Genomic DNA, 1,426 nt, shown 5'->3' on the forward strand with positions numbered 1-1,426 from the left:
CTAGTGTGATGCGCCGGAAATCTCAGGGTTAAGTCTGCGGCTGGTTGTTGGTGGCTGATGGGGTGATCTTCGTGAGGTAGTCGGCGAGGGACTTGAGGATCTCGTCGGCGGTCTTGGTCCAGGTGAAGGGTTTCGGGTCCTCGTTCCAGGTCTCGATCCAGGCCCGGATGTCGTCTTCCAGTGCTTTCACCGAGGTGTGGACGCCGCGGCGGATGAGCTTGTCGGTGAGGAGACCGAACCACCGCTCGACCTGGTTGATCCAGGACGAGCCTGTGGGGGTGAAGTGGACGTGGAAGCGGGGGTGTTTAGCCAGCCACGTCTTAATCTCGGGGGTGTTGTGGGTGGCGTAGTTGTCGCAGACCAGGTGCACGTCGAGCTCGTGGGGCACGGCCTTGTCTATCGTGACCAGGAACTTCTTGAACTCCTTCGCGCGGTGACGGCGGTGGAGTTCGCTGATGACGGTGCCGTCGGCGATGTTGAAGGCGGCGAAGAGACTGGTGATGCCATGTCGCAGGTAGTCGTGCGTGCGCCGCTCGGGCATGCCCGGCATCATCGGCAACACGGGCTGCGAGCGGTCCAGAGCCTGGATCTGGCTCTTCTCATCCACGCATAACACCACTGCCCGTTCCGGCGGATTGTGGTAGAGCCCGACGACGTCGACGACCTTGTCGACGAACTGCGGATCGGTGGACAGCTTGAAGGAATCCTGCAAGTGCGGCTTGAGATCGAACCGCTTCCAGATCCGGCCGACCGTCGATTTCGACAGCCCCGTGCGAGCGGCCATCGAGGCCCGTGACCAGTGGGTGTCCCGGCCCGGAGTGGACTCCAGCGTCGCCACGATCACGTCCTCGACCTGGTCGAGGAGAATCGAGGACGGCCGACCCGGCCTGGGCTCATCGGCCAAACCGCCCAAACGGTCAGCGATGAAACGACCGCGCCAGCGATCCACGGTCGAGGTGTCGACACCAAGCTCGGCCGCGGCCTGCTTGTTCGTCCCGCCTTCCGCACAACGCAGCACGATCCTCGCGCGAAGCGCCAGGTACTGGGCGGTCTTCGCCCGCCTGGCCCACCGGACCAGCTGGTCCCGTTCGGCCTCGCTCAGAACCAGATCGGCCTTCGGCCGGCCGATGCGCGCGGCATCCTCGAGCCCGGCCATCCCCTCAGCGGCGAATTTCCCACGCCACTTCCTCACCGTCGCGGCAGTCACACCGACCTCCACCGCCACCCGCGCGTTCGGCACCCCGCCCGCACACGCCAGCACGATGCGCGCCCGCTCCGCGAACCGAGGCGCCACCGCCCCACTCGCCCAACGAGACAACTCCGCGCGTTCCTCATCGGACAGGCGGACTTCAACGGCACGAGGACCCGGCGACATAACAACAGGCTACAGACTTAACCCTGAGATTTCCGGCGCATCACACTAGTG

The 1,426-nt window shown here is 64.9% G+C and carries 1 protein-coding gene; it reads right to left on the reverse strand.

All coding sequences use genetic code 11. The features are described 5' to 3' along the window. Positions 1 to 28 precede the first annotated feature (28 nt). Positions 29 to 1,375: an IS630 family transposase gene (locus AB0I68_RS39080; RefSeq protein ID WP_363182210.1), complete on the reverse strand. Its 1,347-nt coding sequence runs from the start codon at positions 1,373 to 1,375 to the stop codon at positions 29 to 31. Positions 1,376 to 1,426 lie beyond the last annotated feature (51 nt).

Source organism: Streptomyces sp. NPDC050448, from assembly GCF_040655295.1.
Taxonomy (GTDB): Bacteria; Actinomycetota; Actinomycetes; order Streptomycetales; family Streptomycetaceae; genus Streptomyces.